20 protein-coding genes are annotated in these 21,436 nt (G+C 69.1%); 2 read left to right on the top strand and 18 right to left on the bottom strand.

What is annotated here, in order from left to right; translation table 11 throughout:
* Positions 1-13: 13 nt before the first annotated feature.
* The 12 genes from test1122_RS20350 to proS all read right to left on the bottom strand — a co-directional run bounded on the left by test1122_RS20350 (position 14) and on the right by proS (position 9,428).
* Positions 14-337 (bottom strand): DUF2469 domain-containing protein, encoded by a 324-nt coding sequence (locus tag test1122_RS20350; RefSeq protein ID WP_219091434.1) that lies wholly within the window; start codon positions 335-337, stop codon positions 14-16.
* 39 nt (positions 338-376) lie between these two features.
* Positions 377-1,102 carry a signal peptidase I gene (gene lepB, locus test1122_RS20345; RefSeq protein ID WP_232270595.1) on the bottom strand — a complete coding sequence of 242 codons (726 nt, stop codon included), beginning with the start codon at positions 1,100-1,102 and terminating at the stop codon, positions 377-379.
* A 75-nt stretch (positions 1,103-1,177) separates the two neighbouring features.
* The gene (lepB, locus tag test1122_RS20340) at positions 1,178-2,053 is read right to left on the bottom strand and encodes a signal peptidase I (protein WP_232272009.1); all 876 of its coding nucleotides are present in this window, start codon (positions 2,051-2,053) and stop codon (positions 1,178-1,180) included.
* On the bottom strand, positions 1,962-3,014 hold the full coding sequence (gene lepB / locus test1122_RS20335; protein ID WP_232270594.1) for a signal peptidase I: 1,053 nt from the start codon (positions 3,012-3,014) through the stop codon (positions 1,962-1,964). The genes lepB (test1122_RS20340) and lepB (test1122_RS20335) overlap by 92 nt, the downstream gene beginning before the upstream one ends.
* Positions 3,007-3,702, bottom strand: a complete 696-nt coding sequence (lepB, locus tag test1122_RS20330) for a signal peptidase I (protein ID WP_232270593.1) — start codon at positions 3,700-3,702, stop codon at positions 3,007-3,009. The genes lepB (test1122_RS20335) and lepB (test1122_RS20330) overlap by 8 nt, the downstream gene beginning before the upstream one ends.
* Positions 3,703-3,763: 61 nt before the next feature.
* Positions 3,764-4,114 (bottom strand): 50S ribosomal protein L19, encoded by a 351-nt coding sequence (rplS, locus tag test1122_RS20325; RefSeq protein ID WP_232270592.1) that lies wholly within the window; start codon positions 4,112-4,114, stop codon positions 3,764-3,766.
* Between the two features lie 131 nt (positions 4,115-4,245).
* Positions 4,246-5,091: a tRNA (guanosine(37)-N1)-methyltransferase TrmD gene (gene trmD, locus test1122_RS20320; RefSeq protein WP_232270591.1), complete on the bottom strand. Its 846-nt coding sequence runs from the start codon at positions 5,089-5,091 to the stop codon at positions 4,246-4,248.
* Entirely contained in the window at positions 5,088-5,609 is a 522-nt protein-coding gene (rimM, locus tag test1122_RS20315) for a ribosome maturation factor RimM (protein ID WP_232270590.1), read from the bottom strand. Before rimM ends, trmD begins: the two co-directional genes overlap by 4 nt.
* Positions 5,610-5,797: 188 nt before the next feature.
* Positions 5,798-6,034: an RNA-binding protein gene (locus test1122_RS20310; protein WP_232270589.1), complete on the bottom strand. Its 237-nt coding sequence runs from the start codon at positions 6,032-6,034 to the stop codon at positions 5,798-5,800.
* Positions 6,035-6,036: 2 nt separating this feature from the next.
* Positions 6,037-6,483 (bottom strand): 30S ribosomal protein S16, encoded by a 447-nt coding sequence (gene rpsP, locus test1122_RS20305; protein WP_232270588.1) that lies wholly within the window; start codon positions 6,481-6,483, stop codon positions 6,037-6,039.
* Between the two features lie 766 nt (positions 6,484-7,249).
* Positions 7,250-7,852 carry a hypothetical protein gene (locus test1122_RS20300; protein WP_232270587.1) on the bottom strand — a complete coding sequence of 201 codons (603 nt, stop codon included), beginning with the start codon at positions 7,850-7,852 and terminating at the stop codon, positions 7,250-7,252.
* A 160-nt stretch (positions 7,853-8,012) separates the two neighbouring features.
* Entirely contained in the window at positions 8,013-9,428 is a 1,416-nt protein-coding gene (proS, locus tag test1122_RS20295; protein ID WP_232270586.1) for a proline--tRNA ligase, read from the bottom strand.
* A gap of 215 nt (positions 9,429-9,643) precedes the next feature.
* On the opposite strand from proS, the gene test1122_RS20290 reads away from it, so the two are divergent.
* Complete coding sequence (locus tag test1122_RS20290) at positions 9,644-10,435, top strand: methyltransferase domain-containing protein (protein WP_232270585.1); 792 nt, start codon at positions 9,644-9,646, stop codon at positions 10,433-10,435.
* A gap of 265 nt (positions 10,436-10,700) precedes the next feature.
* On the opposite strand, the gene ffh is transcribed toward test1122_RS20290, so the two are convergent.
* From ffh to nsdA, 5 genes are all read right to left on the bottom strand, one after another.
* Positions 10,701-12,260, bottom strand: a complete 1,560-nt coding sequence (gene ffh / locus test1122_RS20285; RefSeq protein WP_232270584.1) for a signal recognition particle protein — start codon at positions 12,258-12,260, stop codon at positions 10,701-10,703.
* A gap of 123 nt (positions 12,261-12,383) precedes the next feature.
* Positions 12,384-14,921 (bottom strand): [protein-PII] uridylyltransferase, encoded by a 2,538-nt coding sequence (locus test1122_RS20280; protein WP_232270583.1) that lies wholly within the window; start codon positions 14,919-14,921, stop codon positions 12,384-12,386.
* A 27-nt stretch (positions 14,922-14,948) separates the two neighbouring features.
* Positions 14,949-15,287 (bottom strand): P-II family nitrogen regulator, encoded by a 339-nt coding sequence (locus test1122_RS20275; protein ID WP_232270582.1) that lies wholly within the window; start codon positions 15,285-15,287, stop codon positions 14,949-14,951.
* The gene (locus tag test1122_RS20270; protein ID WP_232270581.1) at positions 15,284-16,540 is read right to left on the bottom strand and encodes an ammonium transporter; all 1,257 of its coding nucleotides are present in this window, start codon (positions 16,538-16,540) and stop codon (positions 15,284-15,286) included. The genes test1122_RS20275 and test1122_RS20270 overlap by 4 nt, the downstream gene beginning before the upstream one ends.
* A 443-nt stretch (positions 16,541-16,983) precedes the next feature.
* On the bottom strand, positions 16,984-18,498 hold the full coding sequence (nsdA, locus tag test1122_RS20265) for a transcriptional repressor NsdA (protein WP_422397024.1): 1,515 nt from the start codon (positions 18,496-18,498) through the stop codon (positions 16,984-16,986).
* 341 nt (positions 18,499-18,839) lie between these two features.
* On the opposite strand from nsdA, the gene test1122_RS20260 reads away from it, so the two are divergent.
* Complete coding sequence (locus test1122_RS20260; protein WP_232270580.1) at positions 18,840-19,523, top strand: bifunctional DNA primase/polymerase; 684 nt, start codon at positions 18,840-18,842, stop codon at positions 19,521-19,523.
* A gap of 560 nt (positions 19,524-20,083) precedes the next feature.
* On the opposite strand, the gene ftsY is transcribed toward test1122_RS20260, so the two are convergent.
* A complete protein-coding gene (ftsY, locus tag test1122_RS20255) occupies positions 20,084-21,295 on the bottom strand; it encodes a signal recognition particle-docking protein FtsY (protein ID WP_232270579.1) in 1,212 nt (403 codons plus the stop codon).
* Positions 21,296-21,436 lie beyond the last annotated feature (141 nt).

Genomic DNA, 21,436 nt, shown 5'->3' with positions numbered 1-21,436 from the left:
AGCCGGGTCTGTGCTAGCCGCTGAAGCCGGAGTCTTCCGGAAGGTTGAGGTCACTCTTATTGAGCTCCTCGATGTTCACATCCTTGAACGTCAGCACTCGCACTTGCTTGACGAAACGGGCAGGCCGATACATATCCCACACCCAGGCATCCGCCATCGAGACCTCGAAGAAGACCTCGCCCTGCACCGAGTGCACCTGCATCTCGTAGTCATTTGTGAGGTAGAAACGTCGCTCAGTCTCGATCACATACTTGAACAGCCCGACGACATCCCGGTACTCCCGGTAGAGCTTCAGCTCCATCTCGGTCTCGTACTTCTCGAGGTCCTCGGCGCTCATGGCGTGTTCCCCTTCAGCCGTGCGTTCCCCCATTGTGCGTCAGCGCCGGTGCCCCCGTCCGCCACGCCGCGCGATCGGCCCGTATGCGGCGCCCCCCAGCACCAGAACCGCGCCCACTCCGATGGCGAGCAGGATCGGCCGCAGGGGGCCGGGCTCCGAGACCCCGCCTGGCAGCCCGGCGAAGGCCTGTGGACGCCCCAGCATCCCGACGCCGTCCAGTGGCCAGGCCGTGGCGTCTATCCGGGCGCGCACGGCCTCCCGGGGGACCGCGCCCTGTTCACCGTCGGTCAGACGGTCCCGGGAGTCGAGGGAGTCCCGCCGGTGGTCACCGAGCAGGAAGAGCTTCCCCCTGGCCACCGTCGCCGTGAAGCCGGTGGCCGACGCCGGGCCCTCACCGTCCACATACGGCTCCTTGACCGGCTCGCCATTGACCGTCAGCAGCCCCCGCTTGTCACAGCAGGCCACCTTGTCGCCGCCGACCCCGACGACCCGCTTGACCATCGGCAGATCGCCCCAGAGCGGATCCTCGAAGACAACGACATCACCGCGCCGCACCACATCGCCGTCGATCCGCTGTGCCAGCACCCGGTCCCCGGCGGCGACGGTGGGCGCCATGGAGTCGGTGGGGACCGTATACGGCTGGTACTGCACCGCTCCCCAGATGAACCCGCCCAGGAAGAGCACACAGCCGAGGGCCACGGCCAGCGAGGAAAGCGTGTTCCCCAGCCGACCGTGACCCTTAACCGTACGTGCAGCTCCGCTCACTTGGCGCTCCCCGGGTTACCGACGTCTGGCGGCACCCTACGCCACGGCACCCATCAGTTGAGCCCCCAGCGGCGGTCAACCAGCTCTGCGAGAGCCGCGCCGGTTCAGGCGCACAAACAGAAACGCACCGGCGAGGCCCAGCGCCGCAGGCGCCGCCCCAGCCAGCTTCTGGTCGAAGGTCTCCGGCACCGGCAGGGTGCTCCAGCGGTTCACCGGCCAGGCCACCACGATCGCGCGTCCCACGACCTCGCTCTCGGCCACCGTGCCGCCACCCGGCCCGTCCTGGTGGAAGCGGGAGTCCAGCGAGTCCTGGCGGTGATCGCCCAGCACCCACAGCCGTCCCTCCGGCACCTCAAGCGGGCCGAACGGCCGGTCGTTGCAGGGAGTGTTGCCCGGATAGAGATAAGAAGACTCATCCAGCGCCTTGCCGTTGACCTTGACCTGTCCGCCCTCCGCGCACTCCACGGTGTCACCGCCGACCGCGATGACTCGCTTGATCAGGTCCTTCTCATTGGCCGAGGGCATCAGTCCGATAAAGCTGAGGCCCTTCTGCAGGAAGTTCTCCGACACCACGGTGTTATCCAGCCAGCCGCCCGGATCGTGGAACACGATGACCTCACCGCGCTCCGGCTTTGAGCCGAACCACGGTGTCAGCTTGTCCACCAGCACCCGGTCGCCCCGCTGCAGGGTGTTCTGCATCGAGTCGGAGGGGATCGAGAAGGCCTGCACCAGGAAGGTCTTGATCAGCAACGCCAGGATCAGCGCGATACCGACCAGGATCGGCAGCTCCTTCCAGAAGGAGCGCTGTTTCTTCTTGCCCTTTACGCCTTCCCCGCTGCCCTCTTCCGCCGTCGGCTCCTCACCGCGCTCCGCGGGCTGCTCGTCGTCCCGACCCGCGGGCCGCTTCTCCGGCTCTTCCTCGCCGGACCCGGACCGTGCGCCGACCGCCAAGTCCCCCACATCCACTCCTTACACCGCGCTGCCGCCTGCCCGACAATCGGCGCAGGCCCACCACTCCCATAACGAGCGGAAGTTCCGCAAGGCTCGGGAATGGCACAACTTCATTGTCTCTACTACGGCTCGCGGACGGCGGCGCGCCGCGCGCATCCGGGACCGATGCGTAGGTTCCGGGCTCCTCCAGCCGCCGCCAGTGAGAGAACGGCCAGGCGATCACCACGGCCTTCCCGACGACCAAGTCCTCCGGGATGGTGCCCTGACCCGGTTTTTTGAGGTGGAAGCGGGAGTCGGCCGAATTGGCCCGGTGATCTCCCATAACGAAGATACGTCCGACCGGAACCGTCACCTCGAACGGCACCTGGGACGGTTTGTTGCCCGGGAAGAGATACGGCTCATCCAGCGCGACACCGTTGACCGTCACCCGGTCGTTCTTGTCGCAGCACTGGACGGTGTCACCGCCGACCGCGACCACACGCTTGATCAGGTCCTGCTCATCGTCCGACGGCAGCAGACCGATGAACGTCAGAAGCTGCTTGCCCTCCTTGATCACTGGCGGATCGTCCGAGGTCGGCAGCTGCTCCTGCTCCAGCCAGCCGCCGGGGTCCTTGAAGACCACCACATCACCGCGCTGTGGCTTTGAGCCGAACCACGGCGTCAGCTTGTCCACCAGAACCCGGTCGTCGATCTTGATGGTCTGCTCCATCGACCCGGAGGGGATGACAAAGGCCTGCACCAGGAAGGTCTTGAGTACCAGTGCGATCAGCAGCGCGACACCGATCAGGATCGGTATCTCCTTGGTCGCCGACAGCCGTCGGCGCCGCTTGATCCGCTTCGCCGCGCGCCGCCGGTCGGCCCGGCCCTCACCGGGCCCCCGCAGGGTGGCGCTGGGCTGCACCACGCGCCGCTGGGTGGCTGCCCGGCGGTGTCCATCCCGCGACTTGCCCCGCTTACCCATGCCCGGTCCGCAGCGAGGCCCAGCGGCCAGCAGGCCAGCCGATCCAGTCGGCCCGGCCGATTACCCGGTCCACCGGCACGGTGCCGCCCCCGGGCTTGCCGAGGTAGTCCCGGGAGTCCCGCGAGTCGGCGCGATGGTCTCCCATCACCCACAGCCGCCCCTCGGGCACCACGATGTCGAACGGTACGGATGAGGCACTGTCGCCCGGAAACAGGTAGTCCTCCGCCAACGGCTCACCGTTCACCTCGATCCTCCCGCGCGTGTCACAGCATGTGACGCTGTCCCCGCCGATCCCGATGACGCGTTTCACATAGTCGTTCTCCGGCGGCTCCACCATGCCGAGCGTCGCACCCGCCGCCCGCAGCAGAGCCGTGACCTGGTTCTCCTCCGACCGCTCCTCGGCGAATGACCCGGTCCCGTCAAAAACCACAACGTCTCCGCGCTCCGGATGGTTGCCGAAACGGTACGCCAGCTTGTTCACCAGAACCCGGTCGCCGACCTTGAGGGTGTTCTCCATCGAACCGCTCGGGATCAGGAAGGGCTGTACGGCAAAGAAGCTGACCAGCAGGATCAGCACCAGCACAGCGGCTGCCGGGGCGCCACAACGCACGGAACGCGACCAGCGTCTCCGCCCCTCGTCAGGGGCTGGAGAGCGGTCGCGCTCCGGAAACTGTGCGTCGGTGTCCATCGGAGGCAGAGCCTATCCGGCCCGGCCAGGACACCCGCCACGGATATGCGGCTACGCGAGATCAGCTCTCGCGCTTCTCCTTGATCTTCGCGGCCTTGCCACGCAGCTCACGCAGGTAGTAGAGCTTCGCACGGCGGACGTCACCGCGGGTCACGACCTCGATCTTCTCGACGATCGGGGTGTGCACCGGGAAGGTGCGCTCGACGCCGACGCTGAAGCTGACCTTGCGGACCGTGAAGGTCTCGCGGATGCCCGAGCCCTGGCGGCGGATGACAGCGCCCTTGAACTGCTGCACACGGGAGCGGTTGCCCTCGATGACGCGCACATGGACATTGACGGTGTCACCCGGGCGGAAGGCCGGGACGTCGCTGCGCAGCGAAGCGGAGTCGACGCTGTCGAGAAGGTGAGACATGTTCGTCTGCTTTCCTCGCTGATGCCACAGGTCATCAGCGGAAGTCCGGGATGATGAATTGGATGCCGCTCCGTCGAGGCGGGCGTTGGTCCCCCTGTGGCAGGGTCGCGCGCCGGACGTGAGGCAGCGGCCTATTCTCCCACGGCCTCCCCGGCCAGCCCAAATCGGCCATCCGTTCCCTCGCTCCAGCCCAGGGATTCCAGGGTTTCACGGTCGTGCTTGTCCAGTGCGGCCGGGTCGCAGCGCTCGATGAGATCGGGGCGGTTCTGGCTCGTACGGACGAGGGCCTGGTCCCGACGCCAGCGGGCGATCTTTCCGTGGTGGCCGCTGACCAGTACCTCGGGCACACCACGGCCCCGCCACTCGGGCGGCTTCGTATAGACGGGCCCCTCCAGGAGGTCCGCCATGGCGCCCGGGGCGAAGGAGTCGTCGCGGTGCGACTCTGCGTTGCCGAGCACCCCGGGGAGCAGCCGGGCGATCGCCTCGACCATGACCAGGACGGGCGCCTCCCCGCCAGCGAGCACATAGTCGCCGATGGACACCTCACGCACATCGAGACGGTCGCCGTACTCCTCGATGACCCGGCGGTCGATGCCCTCGTAGCGGGCCGGGGTGAAGATCAGCCAGGGCTTCTGGGAGAGCTCGACGGCCAGCTCCTGAGTGAAGGGGCGGCCGCTGGGGGTGGGCACGACAAGCACCGGTTCCGCTGCGCCCTCGCCCCCGTCCTCGCTCTCGCGCTCGCGCTCGCCTGAGTCGATGATGGCGTCCAGCGCCTCACCCCAGGGCTCGGGCTTCATCACCATGCCGGGGCCGCCGCCGTAGGGCGTGTCATCAACGGTGTGGTGCCGGTCGTGTGTCCAGTCACGCAGATCGTGCACCCGCACATCGAGCTGGCCACGGGCACGCGCCTTGCCCACCAGCGAGACGTTCAGCGGCTCCAGGTACTCCGGGAAAATGGTGACGACATCGAGCCTCACAGCGACTCGCTCTCATCGAGCAACCCCGGTGGTGGCTCAATGACCACCCGCTGCTCCGCCAGGTCGATCTCCGGCACGATCTCAGTGACGAAGGGGATCAGTGCCTCTCCGCCGTCTGTCCGCTTGACGACCAGCAGATCCTGGCCGGGAAGATGTGCGACTTCCGCGATCCGGCCGACGGCGGTGCCGTCCCGGGTGACCACATCGAGGTCGATCAGCTGGTGGTCGTAGAACTCCTCGAGGTCCTCGGGCAGCTCCTCCGGATCGATTTCGGCGATCAGGAGCGTATTGCGCAGGGCTTCGGCGGCGGTACGGTCCCGTACGCCCTCGAAGCGCAGCAGCAGCCGTCCACTGTGCACACGGCCGCTCTCGATGGTGAGCGGTCCGGCCGAGGCCGGGTCGGTGGCGAGGACGGCACCGGGTGCGAGCCGCAGTTCGGGCTCATCCGTACGCACCTCGACGGTGACCTCGCCCTTGATGCCATGGGCGCGGCCAATACGCGCGACTACGAGCTGCACTTTCCTGCTCCTGCTCTGCCCTGCCCCACGAAGGGGTTGAGGGCCGGAAGCGGCTTGCACCGCTTCCGGCCCTCAAGTACCTCAGCCATCAATTGAGTAACCCCGACGAGCATCAACCACATCCGCGAGTGGGGGCACCTCCCAGCGATAGCTGGGGGAGGCGGCGGTTTAGCCGCAACGGACAGGTGTCAGACCTGGTCTACATCGACGAGGTCGACGCGGACACCGCGGCCGCCCAGGGCGCCCACCACGGTGCGCAAGGAGCGAGCGGTGCGGCCGTTGCGGCCGATCACCTTGCCGAGGTCGTCCGGGTGCACCCGGACCTCCAGCACGCGCCCGCGGCGCAGGTTGCGGGATGCGATCTGCACCTCGTCGGGGTGGTCGACGATGCCCTTCACCAGGTGCTCGAGGGCTTCCTCGAGCATCCTCAGGCCTCGGTCGACTCAGCCGGCGAGGACGCAGCCTCGGCCTCGGCGTCGGACTTCTTGTCAGCCTTCTTCGCCTTGGGGGTGATCGCCTCACCCTTCGGCTCGTCAGCGGACTTCTTGGCGGCGGCCTCGAAGAGGGCCTTCTTGTCGGCCTTCGGCTCGGCGACCTTCATCGGCTCCGGAGCGGGCAGGCCCTTGAACTTCTGCCAGTCACCGGTGACCTTGAGGATGGCCTCGACCGGCTCGGTCGGCTGCGCGCCGACACCCAGCCAGTACTGGACACGCTCCGAGTCGACCTCGATACGCGAAGGGTTCTGCACCGGGTGGTACAGACCGATCTCCTCGATGGCCCGGCCATCACGGCGGGTACGGGAGTCGGCGACGATGATGCGGTAGTGAGGCGCGCGGATCTTGCCCAGACGCTTCAGCTTGATCTTGACTGCCACAGTTGTGGTGTCTCCTGGTCTTGACGTGGTTGGGCACAGCGGGATGGCACGTGGGGTTGTGGTACCCGAATGCCCGATGGACGCGTCAGCCGGAGGAGAGAGGGGTCCTTTTCGGCTGTCGAGTACAGCCGCCTATTCTGCCACACTCGCCGGGCAGCCGTCGGTCGGCCCTGGCGCGGCCCAGCCGCGGGTTCGCGGCTCCGCCGCGTGCGGGCGGGGTTCCGCGTTTGGGGTTTTCCCGCATGGCTCCCTTCCCGGCTGTACCGATATGCGGCTCCGCCGCGCGGCGGGGCTTCGCCCGGCTGCGGGGGTGCCGTGGGTGGGTGTCCCCGTATCCCTCCCCCAGCTACCTCCCCCAGACTTCGTCTGGGAGGTGCCCCCAGGAGGTGCCCCCACCTTCCCGGCTGTGCCGGTCTGCGGCTCCGCCGCGTGACGGGGCTTCGCCTGGCTGCGGGGGTGCTGTGGGTGGGTGTCCCCGTATCCCGCCCCTTCCCGTAACCGGGGCTTTGCCCCGGGGCCCCGGGGTTTGCCGGGTGCGGGCCGGTGGCCGGTGTTGTGCCCACCCACAGCCCCTCGCGGGGCTGCGAGTGCCCACAACACTGGGTGGGGGGCTGGGGGCGGCAGCCCCCAGTTTCGGGAAGGGGCCGGGTTCGGGGAACTCTCACCGACGGCAACGGCGCTCAGCCACAACCACCGACGGACGGAGTCCGGCGCAGGCGCCCGAAGCTTGTGAGGCCCCCCGGGGCCGAACAATGCGAGGACGCCGTCAAGAAGGGGAGGTGGTAACGGCTACCGTTTCGGGGATGCGGAACTGCTTGCCGCATGCTCCGCACATGATCGGCGCCTGGGCCAGCACGGACGGGACCACCCGCACATTCCGCCCGCATTCGCAGACGGCCTTGACCCGAACGCCGCCCCCGGAGGAGCCATGCCGGGCAGCCGGGCCGCGGAAGCTGCGTGAGGTGTCCGTGCTCGTCGCGGCGGTGTGCGCTCTGAGAGCCCGGTGCAGCCGCTCTGCCGTTGGGCGGTACCGCCTTCTGGTGTCCGGGGTCATAGCGACCAGTGAGAAACCGCTGCTCGGATGCGGCTCATCCGTGTGCTCAAGACCCAACTCCTCGGCAATCGCCAGAAAGCGGCGGTTGTGGTAGCGGCCCGCACGTGAGGTGTCCCGGATCCCGCGGGCGGCGGCGATCCCATGGACGGCCTCGTGCAGCAGCCGTTCGAAGGAGAGCTCAGCGCCACAGGCGGACGACGACTCTCCGATCAGCGATTCGGGCGCGGCCAAGTCGGGCAGCTCCGGGTGGTGCCGTTGAATATCGGCCCACGCGGCTGCCAATTCGGCGGCGAGAACAGGTGGTGTCGTGCTCACGTCGTGACAACGAGTCGGGATGCGCCAGTGTTCCGATTCCGGGGCATCTCAAATAATTTGCACGTACCAGTCAGTTCCCCTTGATGGGCTCGTACGAGGGCGGGTGCGCGGATCTGGGGATGACTCGCACACCTGTCCCACCTCGGGACGTACTGCCGAATCAGTACGCGCGGGCGACGATCGCCACCGTACCGGGTGCGTCATCGGCGTCCGGAACCGACCCGTCCGCGGCGATCAGGCAGCGTACGGACACCGACTGCTCCGCGAGCTTGGCCTCGCCCGCCGGGCCGAGGTCCGCCCACGGGATACGAGCCCACCCACCGGCGGTGGCCACCTCGGCGGCCTCCTCGATGCTGCCGACATCCGACGTGCGCTCCTCGCGGCGCTCGCGCGACTGACGCAGCAGCAGTGCCTGGTCTTCCTCCAGCACCGTGGGCAGCAGCCCGGCGAGCGCGTCGAGCAGTACCGGCTCCTTGCCTCCCGGGATACGGCGGGCCAGCATCGCGGTGCCGCTCTCCAGGTCGCGCGGGCCGATCTCGATACGGGCCGGGACACCCTTGAGCTCCCAGTCGACGGCCCGGCGGCCAAAGGGCGTGTCGGTCCGGTCGTCGACCTGGACGCGGATCCCGGCAGCGGTCAGCTCGTCGCCGATCTCGCGCACCTTGGCCAGCACCGCGTCATCGCCCTTGATGGCGAGCACCACGACCTGGACCGGCGCCAGTCGCGGCGGGATCCGTAGTCCGTTGTCATCGCCATGCGCCATGATCAGCCCGCCGACCATCCGGGTCGAGACGCCCCAGGAGGTCTGCCAGACCAGCTCCCGGCTGCCCTCCTTCGACAGATACCGGGTGTCGAAGGCCTTGGCGAAGTTCTGGCCCAGCTCATGGCTGGTGCCCAGCTGCAGCGCCTTGCCGTCGCCCATCATGCCTTCGAGGGTGAGGGTGTTGATGGCGCCCGCGAAGCGCTCATGGGGGGTTTTGCGGCCGAGTACCACATCGATACCCAGGACGTTCACCATGAAGTCCGCATAGACCTCCCGGTGGATACGGGCGGCGTAGTCCCGTGCGTCCTCGTAGGTGGCGTGCGCGGTGTGGCCCTCCTGCCAGAGGAACTCACTCGTTCGGAGGAATACCCGGGGCCGCATTTCCCAACGGACGACATTGGCCCACTGATTGATCAGCAGAGGCAGGTCACGGTAGCTCTGCACCCACTTGGAGAAGTACTCATTGATGATCGTCTCGGAGGTCGGCCGCACCACGACCGGCTCCTCCAGCTCCTTGCCGCCGCCGTGTGTGACCACCGCGAGCTCGGGCGCGAAGCCCTCGACATGCTCAGCTTCCCTCGTTAGGTAAGACTGGGGGATAAAGAGCGGGAAGTAGGCGTTCTGAGCGCCCGCACCCTTAATGCGAGCGTCCATCTCCTGCTGCATCCGCTCCCAGAGCCCGTACCCATACGGCCGGATGACCATGGTGCCGCGTACCGGCCCGTTGTCGGCCAGCTCGGCCTTGTTGATCAAGTCCTGGTACCAGCGCGGGAAGTCATCCGCCTGGGGTGTGAGTACGGGAGCCTTTGCCATGGCGCGCATGTTACGGCGACGTGGCACAGAAACGTGAATCGGGCAGTTCGGTTACGACGCAGTTCGGTTAAGAGCAGTTCGGCCAAGACACCGCCCCGCCCCCTCTGGACGCGGGGACGGATCGGCAGTTCTCTGGCATACGGGGGCAGTAGGCAGCGGAACCGGGGGGACAGGACAAGGCGGTATCGGATCCTTCAGCTGATTGGGGCGCCCAGATGACATCTTCGCTCGTCCACCCTCAGCAACTCCCACAGACCACCCGGGACTGGGCGGAGATCCAGGAACGGATGCTGGTACCGCTCTATGAGTCGGTGTACGAGCGACTGGAGGTCGGCCCGCATACCCGGCTGCTCGGCCTGGGCTGCGGCTCCGGGCTCGCCCTGCTGCTGGCCGCCGCGCGTGGCGCGGCGGTCACCGGCACGGATACGGATGAGGCGCGGCTCGCGCTGGCCCGCGCCCGGCTGCTGCCGGAACCGCAGTGGGGGACCCAGGCCTGGTCCGTGCGCCTTGCGTGCGGCGGCCCCGAGGATGTGCCTGACGGCCCCCCGCACAATCTGGTGACCGCCTTCGATATCCGTCCCAGCGTGCGTTCCCTGGCCGCCGCCGCTGAGCAGGCGGAGCGCGGCAGTCCGGTCGTGCTGGCCGACTGGGGTCCGGCCGAGCGCTGCGCCGCCACCCCGGCGCTACGGGTCGCTGCGCGGCTGGCCGAGCCGCTGCACGCCCATGAGTGCTGGCGGCCGTGCGGCCGTGACGATCTGGAGGAGGTGGCTCGCCGTGCCGGGCTGCGCCCGGATGGCTCCGGGCGGGTGGCCTGTCCCTTCGGCTACGCCGATCTGGAGAGTGCGGTGCGTGGGCTGCTGTCCACCGGCTTTTACGAGGCCGCTATTCAGGCCACCGACCGGGAGCAGGTCAGTAAGGAGCTGGCCGAGGCGCTTCAGCCGCATGTGCGGGCGGATGGCACGGTGTGGCTGGCGAACCTGTTCCGCTACGTCATCGCTCGCGTGTGAGGCTGGGTATTCCGCCAGCCCTTTCCCTTTCGCTTTTCCCCTTCCCTTCCCGGCCGTGACGGTGCGGCTCCGCCGCGTGGCGGGGCTTCGCCCGGGGGGGGTGGGTGTCCCCGTATCCCGCCCCTTCCCGAAAACCGGGGCTTCGCCCCGGGGCCCCGGGGTTGGCCGGTGCGGGCCGGTGGCCGGGTTGTGCCCACCCACAGCCCCTCGCGGGGCTGCGAGTGCCCACAACGGGGGTGGGGGTCTGCCCACAACACCGTGGGGGTTAGCTCTTTGGGGGGAGCATGTCCTTGAATTCTTCGGGGAGTTCGAAGGAGCTCGGGTCGTTGCCCGCGCCCGGCAGTCCGAAGGCGCTGCCCGCGCCTGCGGCCTTGCGGTCGGCGGCGGCCTGCTCCTCCTGCTGGCGCTTCATCGGGTTACCCGAGCGGCGCTTGCCCTTGGCCTTCTTCTGCTGCTTGGCCTTCTTCTTGGCGGCGCCGCCCCCCATACCCGGCATCCCGGGCATGCCCGGCATACCGCCGCCCTGAGCCATCTTCGACATCATCTTGCGGGCCTCGAAGAAGCGCTCCACCAGGTTCTTGACGGCGCTGACGTCCATGCCCGAACCACGGGCGATACGGGCCCGGCGGGAGCCGTTGATGATGGTGGGGTTGTCCCGCTCGGCCGGGGTCATTGACTTGATCATCGCGGCGGTGCGGTCGACCTCGCGCTCGTCCAGATTCTGGATCTGGTCCTTCATCTGGCCCATGCCCGGCATCATGCCGAGCAGTTTGGAGATGGAGCCCATCTTGCGGACCTGCTCCATCTGCGCCAGGAAGTCGTCGAGCGTGAACTCCTTGGGCCCCTTGGCCAGCTTGGCGGCCATCTTCTCGGCCTCTTGCTGGCTGAAGGTCTGCTCGGCCTTCTCGATGAGGCTGAGCACATCGCCCATGCCGAGAATGCGGGACGCCATCCGGTCCGGGTGGAAGGCGTCGAAGTCGTCCAGCTTCTCGCCATTGGAGGCGAACATGACCTGCCGGCCGGTGATCTGTGCGACGGAGAGCGCGGCACCACCACGGGCGTCGCCGTCGAGCTTGGAGAGCACCACGCCGTCGAAGCCGACGCCGTCCCGGAAGGCCTCGGCCGTATTGACGGCGTCCTGACCGGTCATCGCGTCGACGACAAACAGCACCTCGTCCGGACTGACGGCGTCCCGGATGTCGGCTGCCTGCTGCATCATCTCCTGGTCGATACCGAGGCGGCCGGCGGTGTCAACGATGACCACATCGTGCTGCTTGGTCCTGGCGTACTCCATCGAGTCCTTGGCGACCTGGATCGGGTCGCCGACGCCGTTGCCCGGCTCCGGGGCGAAAATCCCCACGTCCGCGCGCTCGGCGACGATGGCGAGCTGGTTCACCGCGTTGGGGCGCTGGAGGTCACAGGCCACCAGTACCGGGGTGTGCCCCTTGCTCTTCAGCCAGTGGCCCAGCTTGCCCGCGAGGGTGGTCTTACCGGAACCCTGCAGACCGGCGAGCATGATGACGGTCGGCGGCTGCTTGGCGAAGCGCAGCTGGCGGGTCTCGCCGCCGAGGATGCCAACCAGCTCCTCGTTGACGATCTTGATGACCTGCTGGGCCGGGTTGAGGGCCTTGGAAACCTCGGCGCCGAGGGCCCTCGACTTGACCTGCGCGATGAAGGAACGGACGACGGGCAGCGCAACGTCCGCTTCGAGCAGCGCGACACGGATCTCACGCGCCGTGGCGTCGATGTCCGCCTCGGACAGTCGCCCTTTGCCCCGGAGGGTCTTGAAAGTGCTCGCCAAGCGGTCGGAGAGAGTATCGAACACGGCGCTCGTCGGTCCTCAAGGTCGGGGGCGAAGTCAATGGCTCCCAGGGTATCTGTCTCGCAGGCTAAACGGCCCCGCCCGCCGCCGTACAGCGAACGAGGGCGGAAGCCCCGCGCGGGCGGGTTACCCGCCCGCCAGGGCGCGCTCCACCGTACGAGCCAGCTCGGCCGCCTCGGCCTCGGGGAGCGGGGCACCCTCAGGGCCAGTGACGTAGAACACATCAACCGCGCTCGCGCCCAGCGTGCTGATGTGTGCGCTTCGTACGGTGACGCCCGCCCCCTCCAGCGCCGTACCGATCCGGTGCAGCAGTCCGGAGGCGTCCTGAGCCCGTACCTCGATCACGGTGGCCCGCTCGGATCCGGCCGCCGCGACGGTCACCCGGGGCGGCGGCGCCTGGATACCGCGCCGTCGGCTGCTCGCCGGACGGGTCGCCTTCTCCCGCTCGGCGAGCCGGGCCGGGATGTCCAGCGAACCGTCCAGCGCACGGACCAGGTCGGCCCGCAGCCGCGCCGCCTGTGGCAGCGAGCCGTACTCGGCGGCGACCCGCCAGGTCAGCAGCAGCACGGCGGCGTCCTGGGCAGGGCCGGGGGCGTCGGGGGCGTCGCTCGCGAGCAGTGCCTCGGGCAGGGTCAGCTCGCGCAGATCGGCCGCCCGCACGGTCAGCCGGTGCAGCGCCAGCACGCCCGCCACCGCGGGCAGCACACCTGGCTGGTCCGGCATCGCGACCAGGAGCTCGACTCCCAGCGGCTCGGTGCCGGAATCCGTGTCGGAGCCGCCGGAGCCGCCGGGGCCTTCGGGCCGCGCGCGCAGCGCGAGGACGGGCCCGCCCGTGCGCCAGGCCTCCACGGCAAGCCGCTCCTGCTCGGCGGTCGGCTCAAAGGCGGCTGGCTGCTCCGGTACGGACTCCCCCGCGAGCACTCCCGCGACCCTTTTCACCAGGTCGGTGACGAGGGAACCACGCCAGGCCGACCAGGCCGCCGGGCCGGTGGCGAGCGCGTCGGCCTCGGTGAGCGCGTGCAGCAGCTCCAGGGTGCCCGGGCTGCCCACCGCTTCGGCGACGGAATGGATCGTCGCCGGATCGTCCAGATCGCGCCGGGTGGCTGTCTCGATCAACAGCAGATGGCGCCGTACGAGGGTGGCCAGCACCTCGACATGGGCGGCGTCAAAGCCGATACGGGCGGCCATATCCCGGGCGATGGTCTCCCCCGCCACCGAGTGGTCGCCCGGCCGGCCCTTGCCGATGTCGTGCAGCAGTGCCCCGACCAGCAGCAGATCCGGGCGGTGCACCCGGCGAGTGAACGCGGAGGCCTGGACCGCCGCCTCGACCAGATGCCGGTCCACGGTCCAGCGGTGTACGGCGTTGCGCTGCGGACGGCAGCGCACCCGCTCCCACTCCGGCAACAGCGCGGTGATCAGCCCCTCGGCCTCCAGCGCCTCCCATACCGGGACGGTGGCCTCCCCGGCGCCCAGCAGCGTCACAAACTGCTCGCGCGCCTCGGCGGGCCAGGGCACCGGAAGCGGCGCCTGCGGTACGGCGCCCGCCAGCCGCCGCACGGTGGCCAGCGCCAGCGGCAACCCGGCCTGGGCGGCGGCCGCGGCGGCGCGCAGCATCAGTCCAGGGTCGCGCTCGGGGCGCGCGGTGCGGGCGAGCACCACCTCACCGTCCTGCTCGACGACGCCCTCGGCGAGCGGGGTGCGCGCGGTCGCCGCACCTCCGCCGGTACGGCCGCCGCCGAGCAGTCCGCGCAGCTTCGGCCGGGGCGAGCGGGCGCGCAGCACCCGGTTCACCTCACGCCAGGTGACATCGCTGGCATACGAAATCGTCCGTGCCGCCTCATACGCCTGGCGTAGCAGCACATCGGCGTCCAGCAGTCCCAGCGCCTCGGCGACCTGGTCCTGGTCTTGCAGGGCGAGCCGGTCACTGGCCCGCCCGGTAGTCAGATGGAGGGCGTCCCGTACGTCGAGCAGGGTGGTACGGGCCTCCTCCAGCCCCTCGCGGGGGGCGTCGGCCAGCCAGGAGGCGGCCACGGCGCGCAGCGCGGTGGCGTCCCGCAGTCCGCCACGGGCCTCCTTGAGGTCCGGCTCCAGCAGATACTGCAGCTCGCCCTGCCGGTGGGCCCGCTCCTGGCTCAGCTCCAGCAGCTCCGGGAGGCGCTTGGGTGCCTGGGCGCGCCACTGGGCGAGCAGTTCGGAGCGGAGTGTGGCGGTGAGTCCGGGGTCGCCCGCGATATGCCGGGCGTCGAGCAGTCCGAGCTGCACCTTGAGGTCCTCGGCGGCGGTCCTGCGGGCCTCGGCGGGGGTACGCACCGAGTGGTCCAGGTCCAGGCCCAGGTCCCAGATGGGGTACCAGAGGCTGTCGGCGAGCGTGGCGAGCTCGCCGGACTCCGCGCTCCCGTCGTGCAGCAGGAGCAGGTCGAGGTCGCTGCGCGGGGAGAGCTCCCCGCGTCCGTATCCCCCCACAGCGACGAGCGCGGTGCCCCTGGCGCCGCCGGGCCGCTGACCGTGCAGTCCGGTGAGCCAGCTGTCGGTCAGCCCGGCGAGCGCGGCGCGGCGCGGCGGCCCGGACCGCGCCCCCTCCTGGAGGAGGCGCAGCCGGGCCGCCGCGTAGCTGTCGCTGGGTCCCGTGCGGGTCGTATCCGTGTCCGTGGTCTCGGCCGTCATACGGGCCCCAACTCTCCTTTTCGTCGACTAGAGCGCGTCCGGGCCGAGCTCGCCGGTCCGTACCCGGACCGCGGTCTCAACGGGCACCATCCACACCTTGCCGTCACCGATCTTTCCGGTGCGGGCGGCCTTGACGACCACCTCGATGAGCTGCTCGGCGTCGGCGTCCTCGACCAGGACCTCGATGCGGATCTTCGGCACCAGGTCGACGGTGTACTCGGCGCCCCGGTACACCTCGGTGTGGCCGCGCTGACGGCCGTATCCGCTGGCCTCGGTGACCGTCAGACCCTGTACGCCGAACGCCTGCAGGGCGTCCTTCACTTCGTCCAGACGGTGCGGCTTGATGACTGCGGTGATGAGCTTCATGCGTCGACCTTCTTGTTCTGGCTGCTGGGGGCGGAAACGCTGGCGGTCGAGGAGCCACCGACCTGGCTGAAGTCGTACGCGGTCTCCGCGTGGAAGGCCTGGTCGACTCCGGCGGTCTCATCGTCCTCGCTGGCCCGGAAGCCCATCGTGACATCGATCAGCTTGGCGAGGATCCAGGTGACGACGAAGGTGAAGCCCATCACGGCGAAGGCACCGATGGCCTGCTTCCCGAACTGGCTGACGCCCGCGCCCTCGGTGGCCAGGAAGCCGACCAGCAGGGTGCCGATGATGCCGCCGACGAGGTGGACGCCGACGACGTCGAGTGAGTCGTCGTAATTCAGCTTGTACTTCAGGCTGACCGCCCAGGAGCAGACGACACCGGCGACAAGGCCGATCGCGATGGCGCCCAAGGCGTTTACATTGGCACCGGACGGGGTGATGGCGACCAGACCGGCGATGGCACCGGAGGCCGCGCCAAGCGTGGTGAAGGCGCCGTGCCGGATGCGCTCGTAGATGAGCCAGCCCAGGATGGCGGCGGCGGTGGCGACCTGCGTGTTCAGGGCCATGTTGACGGCGTCGCCGTTGGGGCCCAGCGCGGAACCGGCGTTGAAGCCGAACCAGCCGAACCACAGCAGGGCGGCACCGAGCAGCACCAGCGGCAGGTTGTGCGGGCGCATCGGCTCCTTCTTGAAGCCGATGCGCTTGCCGACGACCAGGACCGCGGCGAGCGCGCCGATACCGGCGTTGATGTGGACGGCCGTACCGCCGGCGAAGTCGATGACACCGAGCTTGAAGAGCCAGCCGTCCTCGGCCCACACCCAGTGCGCGACCGGGAAGTAGACAACGGAGACCCACACGGCGATGAAGACGGCCCAGGCACTGAACTTCACCCGGTCGGCCAGCGCACCCGCCATCAGGGCGGGTGTGATGATCGCGAACATCATCTGGAAGAGGATGAATGCGAAGACCGGAAGCTCGCCGTCAAGCGTCTCCGGGGTGATGCCCTTCAGGCCGATGGCGTCCAGGTTGCCGATGACGCCGCCGACGTCACCGCTGAAGGCCAGGGAGTAGCCGTAGAGCACCCACAGCACGCTGACGATGCCCAGCGCGATGAAGCACATCATCAGCATGTTGAGGGCGCTTTTGACCCTGACCATGCCGCCGTAGAAGAGGGCCAGGCCGGGGGTCATCAACATGACCAGCGCTGCGCTGATCAATACGAATGCGGTATCTGCGCCGTTCAAGGTGGGCATCTCCTCGTCGTTACGTCCCGTGCGGGCAGGATCTGGCTTATCGGGATGCGCCACAGGTTCGCCAAACCCCGTTTCCACCGACGCCACGGGATGTTTCGTGGACGTGACGAAGCCGCGAGAGGTGTTACACGTGAGTGAACTCACGATGATGGGAAACTTGTCCGGTTACTCTCCTGGCCCAGTGACGGACTGACGGGGCCGATCGGACGTCCACCCCGGGGCGTGCGCCCCGGCAGAAAGGGGACTTCCCCTTTGTATTCCTTCTGAGGAGAGGCCATCAGTCGCCTCAACATGAGCGAATTCGCCCACACTTGAAAAACGGCAGATCCATCTCCGCATGGCATTCGACAGGAGAACCGGCCGCGACGGCCACCCGATGACCTGGCGGGGGGAGCCGAGTCGGGGTGTTCGGGGTGGCTGTCGCAGCCGGTGGTCTACGAAAGTCAGCCCGCCCTGGCTGCCGTCTCATCGCCGGGCAGCTCACCCGCGAGCCGCTCAGTGAGCTGGGTGACATCGGCGACATCGGCGAAGTCACGGGCGGCGGTGGCCGCCGTCCTACGGATGCGGTTGTTCACCCGCTCCGACCGCAGCCGCTTGGCCACGTTGAGGGCCTCCACGGTGCGTGACACACACTGCTCAGGCTCCTTCTGCAGCAGATGGACGGTGGCCATACCCACCAGATTCAGCGCGTACGAACGGTGATGCCCACCCTCGGGCTTGGCGCATTCCCGCCCAAAGAGGTCCACGGCCTTCTGCATCACCGGCTGCGCCAGCGACGCGTAGGTCGGGCTACGCCCTGCGACATAGGCGAGGTCACGGTATGAGTGAGCGTTCTCGGCGTTCAGCTCGGCCTCGGAGAAGAAGCCGATCCAGTCGGGGTCGCCGTCAGTCGTCTCGATCTCACCGAAGGTCTCCTCGGCCATCCGCACCGCTCGGTGGCACTGCTTGGGCTGGCCCATATTCGCGTAGGCGCGCGCCTCCATCGCATACAGCATCGCCTGGGTACGGGAGGTGGCCCCCTCACGGCTGCCGTACTGCGCGAGGTGTACCAGCTCCAGTGCGTCCTCGGGGCGGCCGAGGTGAATCATCTGGCGGCCCATGTTGGAGAGCACATACGAGCCGAACGGCCGGTCACTCGCTTCCTTGGCGGCGTGCAGCGCGAGCACGAAGTACTTCTGCGCGGTGGGCTGGATACCGATGTCGTAGCTCATCCAGCCAGCCAGCTCGGCCAGTTGGGCGGTGACACCGAAGAGCCGCTTGCGGACCGGCTCGGGGTGGGACTCCTGCAGCAGATCCGTCACCTCATGCAGCTGACCGACGACTGCCTTGCGGCGCAGCCCCCCGCCGCACTGGGCGTCCCACTTGCGGAACATCACCGTGGTCTGCTCCAGCAGCTCCAGCTCCGGCCCGGACAGCCGCCCCACACGCCGACCGCCGGCCTGCGCCGGGATCGGGGTGAGGCCGGAGGCCTGGTCCCCCGGCGCGCCCGGAGCGGGCACCAGCCAGCGCTGCATGGGCTCAATCAGCGCGGGCCCGGCGGACATGGACAGCGAGGTGCCGAGATACCCCCGGCGACCGAGCATCAGATCGCTGCGGGAGAACTCATTGATCAGCGCCACGGTCTGCGGGCCGGCCCACGGCAGATCGATACCGGAAGAGGCGGCTGTCTGGCGGGCGGAGCGCAGTCCCAGGTCCTCGATGGCGACAACACAGCCGAAGCGCTCGGAGAACAGCTCGGAGAGGATCCGCGGAATCGGCTCCCGCGGCTGCTCACCGTCTAGCCAGCGTCGCACCCGTGAGGTGTCGGTGCTGATGTGGTGCGCGCCCATCTGCCGGGCCCGGCGGTTCACTTGACGGGCCAGCTCACCCTTCGACCAGCCGCTGCGCATAAACCACGAACCGAGCTGCTCATTCGGGCGCTTCTCAGCGGCGCCGCCGCTGCTGCCGTTGCCGCCCACTGGAAGGCCCCCACTCTCGAGCGGTCATCAGTCGATGCCGTTGGACAACATACCCAGCGACATACCCAACGACCGCGCCTGTCTCGCGCCGTTGTGTGTACCGAAAGTAATCCTACGATCACTGATGCGGCGAGGGGGATTTCAGAAACGCCACCATTCGCCACCCCTTTGAATGAACCTAACCCGGAGTCCACACGCTTCACTTGACTTAGGGCGAGCACAACCGGGTGGAGCGAAGTGCGCCAGGGGCGCGCGGACCCCGTCGCACCACCTTTCGCAACGGCCATCGCTCTGCGTAGATGTGTCGTAACCATCGGCGCATGGGACCCGTTGGAGGGGGCATGGGCTTCACGATCGGCGGCATTCGGGAGTTCCGGGAGCTACGGCTGGCCACCCGCCGTCCCCGGCGGCAGGGCCGGGCCTCGGAGTGCACCGCGGTGGCGGAGTACACCGGGCTGTGGGGCTGGGATGTGGTCCCCGGCGCACGCGCGGTGCGCAACGGCGGCCGTACGGAGTGCTCCTGCGGCTCCCCCGTCTGTCCGGCCCCGGGGGCCCACCCGCTGGACGCCACTCTGGAAGTTTCCGCGGGCGCCACCCTGGACGAAGCCACCGCTGCCTGGGGGCAGGTGCCCGGCGCGGCACTGCTGCTCCCGGTGGGGCGCTCGTTCGACATCATCGAGGTGCCCGCTGCCGCCGGGCGCCGGGCGCTGGTGCGGCTTGAGCGGATGGGTCTCCCACTGGGGCCGGTCGCCGCGGGGCCGCAGGGCCGGGCCTGGTTCTTTGTCGCCCCCGGCGCCGCGGCCGAGCTGCCGCAGCTGCTTTACCGGATGGGCTGGGATGACGCCGGTCTCGATCTGCGGGGTCTGGGCCGGGGTGACCACATCACCGCGCCACCCTCCGACCTGGGCGGTCTGGGTCCGGTCCAGTGGCTGCGCCCGCCCACCCTGGAAGCGGCGGGCCGCCCACCGCAGGCCCGTCTGCTCCTGGGCACGCTGGCCTACGTCTGCCACCGACACCATTCCTGACAGCGCCGGCCCCTTCTTAACGGCGTCCTCGCACCTCTCGGCGCCGGGGGCGCCTCGAGGGCTTCGGCCCCCTGCGCCGGACTCCGTCCGTCGGGTGTGGCTGAGCGACGCTGTCGGCTGTGGGGATTCCCCTAACCCGGCCCCTTCCCGAAACTGGGGGCTGACGCCCCCAGACCCCCAGTGTTGTGGGCACTCGCAGCCCCGCGAGGGGCGTAGGTCCACCCTGCTACGCAACCACCCACCCACACCAACCACGACGCTCCGGCCCACCCCGCAACGGAGCTCGCGACGCCTGGTGGGCACAACACCGGCCACCGGCCCGCACCAGGCCAACCCCGGGGCCCGGGGCGAAGCCCCGGTTTCCGGGAAGGGGCGGGAATTGGGGAAACCACCCCCAGCACCCCGCAGCCCGGCGAAGCCCCGCCGCGCGGCGGAGCCGCACAGCGGCACAGCCGGGAAGGTGGGGGCACCCCCTGGGGGCACCTCCCAGCGGTAGCTGGGGGAGAGCATAGGGGAAACCCCACCGGGCACCCCCGGAACACGGGAGACACCGGACGCGTTCAGTCGCCGATAAGCGCGTCCACGAACGCCTCCGGCTCAAACGGAGCCAGATCGTCCGCCCCCTCCCCCAGCCCAACCAGCTTCACCGGTACACCCAGCTCCCGCTGGACCGCGACAACGATGCCGCCCTTAGCCGTACCGTCCAGCTTCGTGAGCGCGATACCGGTGATGTCCACGACCTCGGCGAAGACCCGCGCCTGCACCAGACCGTTCTGACCGGTCGTGGCGTCCAGCACCAGCAGCACCTCGTCGACCGGCCCCTGCTTCTCGACGACCCGCTTGACCTTGCCCAGCTCGTCCATGAGTCCGGTCTTGGTATGCAGTCGGCCGGCGGTGTCGATGAGCACAACATCGGCGCCCTCGGCGATGCCTTCCTTGACGGCGTCAAAGGCGACCGAGGCCGGGTCGCCGTTCTCGGGCCCGCGCACGGTACGGGCGCCGACGCGCTGGCCCCAGGTCTGCAGCTGATCGGTGGCGGCCGCCCGGAACGTGTCGGCGGCGCCCAGCACGACCGACTTGCCGTCGGCGACCAGCACCCGGGCGAGCTTGCCGGTAGTGGTGGTCTTCCCGGTGCCGTTCACCCCGACAACCATGATGATGCCGGGCTTGTCCTCGGCTCCCGAGGTCTCGGTGCGTACGGCGCGGTCCATATCCGTGCCGATCAGCGTCAGCAGCTCTTCGCGCAGCAGCCCGCGCAGCTCCTCGGTGGTGCGGGTGCCCAGCACCTTCACCCGCTCACGCAGCCGCTCGACCAGCTCCTGGGTGGGGGCGACACCGACATCGGCGGTGAGGAGGGTGTCCTCGATCTCCTCCCAGGTCTCGTCATCAAGACGCTCCCGGGAGAGCAGCGTGAGCAGCCCCTTGCCCAGCGAGTTCTGCGAGCGGGAGAGCCGGGCGCGCAGCCGTACGAGCCGGCCCGCGGTGGGCTCCGGGGTCTCGATCTCGGGCGCCGGTGCGGCGGGCGCGGCCTCCTCGACAACCGGTGCCTCGGCGGCGTCCGGCAGCCCGACCTCCTGGATCGTCCGGCCGGGTGCCTCCGGAGTGCCCTCGGCCTCCTCACCGATATGCGGCTCGGGGGGCGGGGCGGTGATGGTAGGGGTGGCGGACTCATCGGGCGGCAGCGTCTTCTTCTTGCGGCCGCTGATCACAAGCCCGCTGATCGCGCCGATCGCTACCACGGCGATGACTACAACGAGGATGAGGATTTCCATCGGTTCCCTAGAGATTGATCTACGTCACGGGCAGGGCTTGTCCGTCGCGAAGCCGGTTCGGCCGAACATCTCATCCAGTATCAGCCAGGACGACGGATGCGTACTGCCCCGGCTCTCGGGGAGAGCCGGGGCAGTATCCGT

Origin of the sequence: Streptomyces gobiensis, from assembly GCF_021216675.1 — a bacterium.
GTDB classification, from domain to species: Bacteria; Actinomycetota; Actinomycetes; order Streptomycetales; family Streptomycetaceae; genus Streptomyces; species Streptomyces gobiensis.
Note: the sequence above shows the minus strand (reverse complement) of the source record. Positions and strands in the feature narration are given on the sequence as shown.

What these genes read in the sequence shown, in the direction of transcription:
- lepB (WP_232270594.1), bottom strand. Translation starts at nt 3,014, where the DNA reads ATGGGTAAGCGGGGCAAGTCGCGGGATGGACACCGCCGGGCAGCCACC.
- test1122_RS20270 (WP_232270581.1), bottom strand. Translation starts at nt 16,540, where the DNA reads ATGCCCACCTTGAACGGCGCAGATACCGCATTCGTATTGATCAGCGCA.
- test1122_RS20280 (WP_232270583.1), bottom strand. Translation starts at nt 14,921, where the DNA reads ATGACGGCCGAGACCACGGACACGGATACGACCCGCACGGGACCCAGC.
- lepB (WP_232270593.1), bottom strand. Translation starts at nt 3,702, where the DNA reads ATGGACACCGACGCACAGTTTCCGGAGCGCGACCGCTCTCCAGCCCCT.
- test1122_RS20260 (WP_232270580.1), top strand. Translation starts at nt 18,840, where the DNA reads ATGGGCTTCACGATCGGCGGCATTCGGGAGTTCCGGGAGCTACGGCTG.
- test1122_RS20310 (WP_232270589.1), bottom strand. Translation starts at nt 6,034, where the DNA reads ATGCTCGAGGAAGCCCTCGAGCACCTGGTGAAGGGCATCGTCGACCAC.
- test1122_RS20290 (WP_232270585.1), top strand. Translation starts at nt 9,644, where the DNA reads ATGACATCTTCGCTCGTCCACCCTCAGCAACTCCCACAGACCACCCGG.
- rplS (WP_232270592.1), bottom strand. Translation starts at nt 4,114, where the DNA reads ATGTCTCACCTTCTCGACAGCGTCGACTCCGCTTCGCTGCGCAGCGAC.
- ftsY (WP_232270579.1), bottom strand. Translation starts at nt 21,295, where the DNA reads ATGGAAATCCTCATCCTCGTTGTAGTCATCGCCGTGGTAGCGATCGGC.
- test1122_RS20350 (WP_219091434.1), bottom strand. Translation starts at nt 337, where the DNA reads ATGAGCGCCGAGGACCTCGAGAAGTACGAGACCGAGATGGAGCTGAAG.
- test1122_RS20275 (WP_232270582.1), bottom strand. Translation starts at nt 15,287, where the DNA reads ATGAAGCTCATCACCGCAGTCATCAAGCCGCACCGTCTGGACGAAGTG.
- proS (WP_232270586.1), bottom strand. Translation starts at nt 9,428, where the DNA reads ATGGCAAAGGCTCCCGTACTCACACCCCAGGCGGATGACTTCCCGCGC.